This is a genomic window from Parasynechococcus sp. (assembly GCF_042954245.1).
Classification (GTDB): domain Bacteria; phylum Cyanobacteriota; class Cyanobacteriia; order PCC-6307; family Cyanobiaceae; genus Parasynechococcus.
Genome location: NZ_JBGKDP010000172.1, coordinates 1 through 6997 on the forward strand (window position 1 = coordinate 1; position 6997 = coordinate 6997).

11 protein-coding genes are annotated in these 6997 nt (G+C 61.5%); 6 read left to right on the top strand and 5 right to left on the bottom strand.

What is annotated here, in order from left to right; all coding sequences use genetic code 11:
- The 3 genes from ACGVJ8_RS07685 to ACGVJ8_RS07695 form a co-directional block, all read right to left on the bottom strand.
- The coding region (locus ACGVJ8_RS07685; RefSeq protein ID WP_392346936.1) for an NAD(P)(+) transhydrogenase (Re/Si-specific) subunit beta at positions 1 to 432 on the bottom strand (432 nt) is incomplete at its 3' end.
- A complete protein-coding gene (locus ACGVJ8_RS07690) occupies positions 432 to 728 on the bottom strand; it encodes an NAD(P) transhydrogenase subunit alpha (protein ID WP_392346938.1) in 297 nt (98 codons plus the stop codon). The genes ACGVJ8_RS07690 and ACGVJ8_RS07685, both read right to left, overlap by 1 nt.
- Positions 728 to 1867, bottom strand: a complete 1140-nt coding sequence (locus ACGVJ8_RS07695) for a Re/Si-specific NAD(P)(+) transhydrogenase subunit alpha (protein WP_392346940.1) — start codon at positions 1865 to 1867, stop codon at positions 728 to 730. The genes ACGVJ8_RS07690 and ACGVJ8_RS07695 overlap by 1 nt, the downstream gene beginning before the upstream one ends.
- A gap of 124 nt (positions 1868 to 1991) precedes the next feature.
- On the opposite strand from ACGVJ8_RS07695, the gene ACGVJ8_RS07700 reads away from it, so the two are divergent.
- A complete protein-coding gene (locus ACGVJ8_RS07700; protein ID WP_392346942.1) occupies positions 1992 to 2570 on the top strand; it encodes an EF-1 guanine nucleotide exchange domain-containing protein in 579 nt (192 codons plus the stop codon).
- Between the two features lie 34 nt (positions 2571 to 2604).
- Here the strand turns inward: ACGVJ8_RS07700 and ACGVJ8_RS07705 are convergent, their stop codons facing one another.
- Positions 2605 to 2781: a hypothetical protein gene (locus ACGVJ8_RS07705; RefSeq protein WP_392346943.1), complete on the bottom strand. Its 177-nt coding sequence runs from the start codon at positions 2779 to 2781 to the stop codon at positions 2605 to 2607.
- Positions 2782 to 3087: 306 nt separating this feature from the next.
- Between ACGVJ8_RS07705 and ACGVJ8_RS07710 the strand changes: the two genes are divergently transcribed.
- From ACGVJ8_RS07710 to trxB, 4 genes are all read left to right on the top strand, one after another.
- On the top strand, positions 3088 to 3588 hold the full coding sequence (locus ACGVJ8_RS07710; protein ID WP_392346945.1) for a DEAD/DEAH box helicase family protein: 501 nt from the start codon (positions 3088 to 3090) through the stop codon (positions 3586 to 3588).
- A gap of 109 nt (positions 3589 to 3697) precedes the next feature.
- The gene (locus tag ACGVJ8_RS07715; RefSeq protein WP_392346947.1) at positions 3698 to 4201 is read left to right on the top strand and encodes a helicase-related protein; all 504 of its coding nucleotides are present in this window, start codon (positions 3698 to 3700) and stop codon (positions 4199 to 4201) included.
- 29 nt (positions 4202 to 4230) lie between these two features.
- Entirely contained in the window at positions 4231 to 4533 is a 303-nt protein-coding gene (locus ACGVJ8_RS07720; protein WP_392346953.1) for a hypothetical protein, read from the top strand.
- A 107-nt stretch (positions 4534 to 4640) separates the two neighbouring features.
- Complete coding sequence (trxB, locus tag ACGVJ8_RS07725) at positions 4641 to 6023, top strand: thioredoxin-disulfide reductase (RefSeq protein WP_392346949.1); 1383 nt, start codon at positions 4641 to 4643, stop codon at positions 6021 to 6023.
- Between the two features lie 12 nt (positions 6024 to 6035).
- Here the strand turns inward: trxB and infA are convergent, their stop codons facing one another.
- Positions 6036 to 6305, bottom strand: a complete 270-nt coding sequence (gene infA, locus ACGVJ8_RS07730; protein ID WP_006041809.1) for a translation initiation factor IF-1 — start codon at positions 6303 to 6305, stop codon at positions 6036 to 6038.
- 200 nt (positions 6306 to 6505) lie between these two features.
- On the opposite strand from infA, the gene ACGVJ8_RS07735 reads away from it, so the two are divergent.
- Positions 6506 to 6997 (top strand): pseudouridine synthase (locus ACGVJ8_RS07735; RefSeq protein WP_392346951.1); only part of this gene is annotated, 492 nt, incomplete at its 3' end.

Consider the following 6997-nt stretch of genomic DNA (forward strand, 5'->3'; position numbering starts at 1 on the left):
GATCGAACCGGTGAAGGTGATCGCACCCACAAACACGGAGACAACGATCGACACCACGGCCACTGGGCCTGCCGCATCTAGTGCAGCCGGGTAAAGCGCCGCAGCCAAGGCAACCAGCAGCGACGACATGCCACCGCAGCCGTTGAAGAGGGCGACCGTCTCTGGCATCGAGGTCATCGGCACCCGTTGGGCGGTGATGGCACCGAGCACGCCACCCACCAACGTTCCGGCAATGATCCAAGTCCAAGCGGCGATGCTGATGCCGCTGGTGCCGAGATAGTTGATCAGCAGACCAAGCACCGCAAGGCTCATGGCCACAGCGGCCAGCTGGTTGGCTCCCCGGGCAGAACGCACCTTGGAAAGACCCTTGATGCCAAGAGCCAGCAGCAGAACTGCAACCAGCTCGATCGCGTATTTGAGAAGGTCAGTCATCAGCGGTTCTCCTTGCGAGCAGACTTGCGGCTGAACATGGCCAGCATGCGATCGGTCACGAGGAAGCCCCCGATCACGTTGAACAGGGCAAAGCCCAGTGAGACGGAACCGAGCAGCAACAGCACGGTATTGTCGTCGGCGTTGATGATGGCGGTGAGCGCTGCTAACACGGTGATGCCCGAGATGGCATTGGCACCACTCATCAATGGAGTGTGCAGGGTGGGGGGAACCTTGCCGATCAGCTCCAGCCCAAGCAGGCTGCCAAGCAGGAGAACCCAGAGGAATTCAACAAACATCAGTTGGCACCTGGGGTAAGGACATCGCCACGACGGATAGTGCCGTCCTGGGCGATCAGACAGCCGGCAATCAACTCATCCTCGGGATCAAGGCTGAGGACGCCGTCCTTCAAGGTGGGCTCCAGCAGAGCCACAAGGTTGCGGGCGTAGAGCGCACTGGCATGATTGGGAACGCTGCAGGGCAGGTCGTTACCACCGATCAGCTTCACACCCTTGCGATCCACAGTCTGGCTAGGAACGGTGTCGGCACAGTTGCCGCCCTGGGCCACGGCCAGGTCAATCACCACCGCGCCGGGGCGCATCCGATCAAGCATGTCTTCGCTGATCAGACGCGGAGCGCGACGGCCCGGCACCTGGGCGGTGCAGATGGCCACATCAGCCTCGGCCAACTGATCCGACAGCTGCTGACGCTGGGCCGCCAGGAAAGCGTCGGAGGCCTGTTTGGCATAGCCACCGGATTCCGAAGGCTTGTCCTCCATCTCGGGGGGCTCAATGAAGCGGGCTCCGAGGGATTCCACCTGCTCCTTCACCGCAGGTCTGATGTCACTGACGTACACCACGGCACCTAGACGGCGCGCTGTGGCCACCGCCTGAAGGCCTGCCACACCGGCTCCGAGAATCACCACCTTGGCCGGCTGAACGGTGCCCGCCGCCGTCATCAACATCGGGAAGTAACGGTCGAGCGCGGCGGAGGCCAGCAGCACCGACTTGTAGCCCGCGATGTTGGCCTGGGAGGACAGCGCATCGGCAGACTGGGACCGGCTGATCCGGGGCAGCAGCTCGAGCGCCATGGCGGAGAGGCCGCTGCGATTCAGGGCGGCCTTCAGCTCTTCGTTGGCGTAAGGGGAGAGCAGACCCACCACCAGCGCCCCCTGCCGCAGGCGAGCCAGGGTGGCTGCGCTCGGCGATTGAACACAAAGAAGAACGTCTGCCTGACTCCAAGCCGACGTGTCTCCCGTCTCAATGAGATCCGCGCCCTGCTCGGCGTAGGCCTGATCAAGGTATCCGGAAGGGGTACCGGCTCCGCATTCGACTGCGACGCTGCAGCCCAACGAAATGAATTTTTTGACCGTGTCGGGCGTTGCCGCGACCCGGGTTTCTCCCGGTGTCGACTCCACCGGTATCAGAAGTCTGGGCAAGGCGAACACAACCACCGACCCAGGCGAGGTTACGAGGTCGCCCTCTCGCGATCAGGAACCTTCCTGAAGAAAGGCCCTCAGTTCTGTCGCTCTTGCTACGTGAAGTGCACCCTCTGTGCTCCCCATGGGTCTCAGCGCAATCGAGTGTCCCGACGGCCTCTGCCACAGCCACCACGGTGGCCATGCCGTCGAACGGGAAACCATGCAGTCCACGCTCCAGTTGCACGGCAAAGACTGGTGTGAACGGCTGGCGGAGCGGATTTATGAAATCTCCGTCGACACCTTTTCGCAAAGCGTGATGCCGAGCCTGCACACGGCCGGCTGGCAGCGACGCCATCTCGACTGGGAGTTCAAGCTCAACGACGGCGAGAGCGAGCCCGATCGCACCTTGGTGGACGGGATGATCAACGCCACGGAAAGCTTCCTGCGCAGCAGCGAAGTGCACCGCCTGTTCATCCAGGAACTCGTGCAGGGCACCTTCGCGGAAGCCGAAAACGACGACCTGCGCATTCAAGCGGTGCGCACCTTGGTGGAGACCGAGATCGTGGCGATGCTTGAGGAACACAAAGAGGAGCTGCTGGATCGGCTCGCTCAGCAGCTGCTGGACACCGCCAAGGGGGATTTCACGGCAGCTCGCTCCGCCTCAGAGGAGGCCTTGGAAGAGGTGGAACACCTGGTGGTCAACCACGCCGAAGCGCTCTGAAGCAGGCGCACGTGATTCAAGACATGCTGCCGGATCAGACGATCGGCAGCACTTCCTGTTCGAGGCCGGCGGCTCCGTTCACCTCTCCGCGGCGGTGCAGGACGCGGGCCCGAAGAATCAACGGATCGATGTCGCAATCGAGTTGCCAGCAGCCATCGAGCTGGTCGCGCTGCTGATCGAGGGGGCTGCTGAAGAAACGACGTTGGGCCATGGCGATGGGCGGGACCCGATCCCGATGGAGCTGATGGCCGGACGGTAGAAATGCCACAGCGCAAAAGAATGGTTAAAAAGACTCATCTTCCCGGGAAGTGATATCTCAGCCGTCAGCTTCAACCTCCCGGCCAGGCAAAACACGAGCGAGGTCCAAACCCGGTAGGTTCAACCAAGGCAGTGGCAGCAACAAGCTGATCCAGCTGCTACGGCGCAGGCTCAAGCTTGAGGGCAGCCGCCGCGACCTGCTGGTGTTTGCGGGACCAGGGGCAGGCAAAACCCTCGGGGCCTTGCTGGGATCTGCGCCATGCGCGATCAAGGCCGGCTCAACCACTTCGTGGTCTTCTGCCACCGAACCTCAATCCTCAATCAGTGGAAATTCGCCGCGGCGCGTCTTGGCTTGCGGCTGGAGGAGTTTCTCTGCCCGCCGGAGCAAAGCCAGACAGCCGATGGCTTGTTGGTAACGTATCAGGATGCCGGTCGCCAGCGCGAGGCTCTAGGGGCACGGCTCGCGCAATGGGGCCTGAGCGCCTGCATGGCGATCGCCGATGAGGCCCACCATCTCGGCGTTGATCCCGACGAGCCTGACGCCACCGCGTGGGGGCAGACCTTTCTGGAGCTGACCGGCAGCGTGCAGCTGCGCCTGGGGCTCACGGGCACCCCCTTTCGTACCGACAACCTGGCGTTCTGCGCCGCCCGTCGCATGCGCGTGCAGCTGGATGACGGTGGGTGGGTTGAGCAGATCCGTCCGGACCTCTGCGTTGAACCCAGGGACTTAATCGCCGCAGGGGATGTACGCCCCCTGTAGTTCCGCTTTCAGGACGGCTGGGTGAAACACAGCCACAAAGGACAACCCGACCGCGACGTTTCCCCCCTATCGGCGGAGCAACGGGAAAGCTGGCGCGCGCGCCATCCACTTGGCCGATAGCCGGGTGTTGATTGACGACGGCAACCGGGTGGAGTTGATCCATTCCCAGAGCCCCCAAGCAACGGAGCGCTTGAACGTCTTTCAAAGCGGTAAGGCCGATTGGCTGGTGAGCATCGACATGTGCGCGGAAGGCTTTGATGCGCCACGCCTGCGGGTGGTGGCCTACCTGACCACCGTGGTGACCCGAAGCCGTTTTGTGCAAGGCATCACTCGAGCCGTGCGGATGACACCCGAACTAGCCGCCCGCGAAGCCATTCCCAGAGAAGCATCCTTCATCCTTGCTCCAGCGGACCCACTGCTGATGGACTACGCCCGGTCATGGTCGGTGGCCAGGCTCTACGTGCTGCGGCCTCAGGAGCAGGAGGCCGAGGACGAGCAGCCAGGGGTTGGAGCCTGGCGCGGACCGAGCCTTCCCCTGGAAGCGGTGGAGGACGGAGCCTGCGCTGTCATCCGGCTGAAAACGCCCGAATTGCCCGCTTTTTTGCAGCGCTGAGCACAGCATTGGCCAGAGGAAATGCGAACTTGTACAAATGGACGGCCGAAAGGGACCCCCGATCCGCCAACCTGAAAAACATCGAGGAGACAGTAATGGAACGCCGGATCGTCGTCGCAACGGGCTGGGCATCCACGCGCATCGCAGTCCTGGACAAGGAAGAGCGCTATGAAGACAGTTATGCGATAACTCAAGAATTCTGCGAATGGATCACATGCATCGGTGAAAACGTGGAGATGCTTGAGGCCAATGTTTTGGCAGTTCCGCGCAACCCGAGCAAACGACGACCGATCCACGACCCCAGGTCGAACGATTCACAAGTTGAAATCTGAATGTTTTCCAAAATTCTCCTAAATCCCATCCATTTGAACTGAATCCCTTTCTCACGCCGGCTTCCAGCAGGGCTTTAGATTTAACTCATAGTCAGTTCGCTTAAACGGTGGGTCAGGCCGGTACCGATCACGTCAAAAATCTGGTCATCGTTGGATCAGGGCCAGCCGGTTACACAGCTGCCATCTATGCAGCACGGGCCAACCTGCAACCGTTTCTGATCACTGGGTTTCAGCGCGGCGGCATCCCCGGTGGCCAGCTGATGACCACCACCCATGTGGAGAATTTTCCGGGCTTCCCTGATGGTGTGCTCGGGCCCGACCTGATGGACCTGATGAAGTCCCAGGCGGTGCGTTGGGGCACCCATCTACTGGAAGCGGATGCCGACAGCATTGATCTCAGCTCCAAGCCGTATCGCATTGAGGTCGAAGGACAGACCATCCGCACCCACGCCCTGGTGATTGCCACTGGCGCTAGTGCCAACCGTCTCCAACTTCCCTCGGAAGAAACCTTCTGGAGCAAAGGCATCAGTGCCTGCGCGATCTGTGATGGCGCCACACCGCAGTTCCGCAATGAGGAACTCGCCGTGGTGGGCGGAGGCGACTCCGCCTGTGAAGAGGCGGTGTACCTGACCAAATACGGAAGCCATGTACATCTGGTGGTGCGCTCCGACAAACTCCGCGCCAGTGCCGCCATGGCTGATCGGGTGTTGGCCAACGACGCGATCACGGTGCACTGGAACAGTGAAATCGACGACGTGAGCGGGGACGACTGGATGCAGTCAATGACCCTGCGCAATCGCATCGAGGGCAGTTCAACCACCCTCTCCGTCAAAGGGCTCTTCTATGCCATCGGCCACACCCCCAACACCGATCTGCTTCAGGGGCAACTGGATCTGGACGGGAAGGGTTACCTGAAAACGGAACCGGGACGGCCAGAAACGTCCATGGAAGGCGTCTTCGCGGCCGGTGATGTGGCCGATGCCGAATGGCGACAGGGCATCACCGCAGCTGGCAGTGGCTGCAAGGCGGCCTTGGCAGCGGAGCGCTGGCTGAGTCACCACAACCTGGCCACCCAGGTGCAGCGTGAGCAGGTGGAGCCCGCGGTGGCGGAACGCCCGGTGAATGTGGATGTCACCACGGAAGCCACCTATGACCCCCAAGGGCTTTGGCAAAAGGGAAGCTTGGCCCTGCGAAAGCTGTATCACGACAGCGCAAAGCCTTTGCTAGTGATCTACACCTCACCCAGCTGCGGCCCTTGCCACGTGCTGAAGCCCCAACTGCAGCGCGTGATTCAAGAACTTAATGGATCCGCCCAAGCGGTTGTCATCGACATTGAAGCGGATCAGGAGATCGCCGAACAGGCCGGAGTGAAAGGTACACCCACCGTGCAGCTGTTCCACAACAAGGCCATGGTGGAGCAGTGGCGCGGCGTGAAGCAGCGCAGTGAATTCAAAGCTGCGATTGAAGCTTGTCTTCAGGCTGCCGCCTGAGGGCAGCGACCCTCAGCGACGGCGCGGTCCGCCGGGACGGTTGCCGCCGGGACGACCGCCGGGAGCACCGGCATTGCGCTCGCGGTAGGTGATGCGGCCGCGGGTGAGGTCGTAGGGGCTGATCTCAACAAGCACTTTGTCGCCAGCGAGCAATTTGATCCGGAACTTGGTGAGCTTTCCAGCGGCTCTGCAGAGGCATTGGTGGCCAGCAGGCTGCTCGAGGGTGACCAGATAGAACCCGTTGCCCTGTTCCTTCTCGATCACGCCCGAGGTTTCGATCATGCGCTGGTGGCCAGTTCTGTCTTGCTGAAATCAGTTTAGAAGGCCACTTGCACCCCGCAAAGACAACATAGCCCCTAGGCTCCAACGCCGACACACCCCCCTTGCCGTGATTCTCCCCCCGTTGAGCCTGGATCTCGGCCTGCTGCTGATCTCCATCGGCGTGGTCAACCTGTGGAGGATGCGCGAAAACGCAAGCTGACTTGACGACGCTGCTGCTGAACAAGCCCTTCGGGGTTTTGAGTCAATTCACGCCAGAGGAGGGAAGCCGCTGGCGTTGCCTTAGCGACTTTGTTGATGTACCCGGAGTTTATGCCGCAGGACGGCTCGACGTTGACAGCGAGGGGCTGCTGATCCTCACCAGCAACGGTCGACTGCAAAAGCGCCTCACTGACCCTCGCTTTGGCCACTGGCGCAGCTACTGGGCGCAGGTGGAAGGAACCCCCAACACTGATCAACTGCAACAGCTTCGTGATGGCGTTCTGGTTCAGGGGCGGCGTACCTTGCCTGCAAAGGCGCGCTGGTTTCAGGGACAGGACCAACCGCAGTTGCCCGAGAGAACACCCCCGATTCGTTATCGCGCTGCAATTCCCACCAGCTGGCTGGAGCTGTCCCTCACCGAGGGGCGCAACCGGCAAGTGCGCCGGATGACAGCGGCTGTTGGCCTACCGACATTGCGTTTGGTGCGTTGCTGG

Excerpts from the sequence above, each read along its gene's own strand:
- ACGVJ8_RS07710 (WP_392346945.1), top strand. The coding sequence starts at position 3,088 with ATGCGCGATCAAGGCCGGCTCAACCACTTCGTGGTCTTCTGCCACCGA.
- ACGVJ8_RS07690 (WP_392346938.1), bottom strand. The coding sequence starts at position 728 with ATGTTTGTTGAATTCCTCTGGGTTCTCCTGCTTGGCAGCCTGCTTGGG.
- ACGVJ8_RS07700 (WP_392346942.1), top strand. The coding sequence starts at position 1,992 with ATGGGTCTCAGCGCAATCGAGTGTCCCGACGGCCTCTGCCACAGCCAC.
- ACGVJ8_RS07705 (WP_392346943.1), bottom strand. The coding sequence starts at position 2,781 with ATGGCCCAACGTCGTTTCTTCAGCAGCCCCCTCGATCAGCAGCGCGAC.
- infA (WP_006041809.1), bottom strand. The coding sequence starts at position 6,305 with ATGATCGAAACCTCGGGCGTGATCGAGAAGGAACAGGGCAACGGGTTC.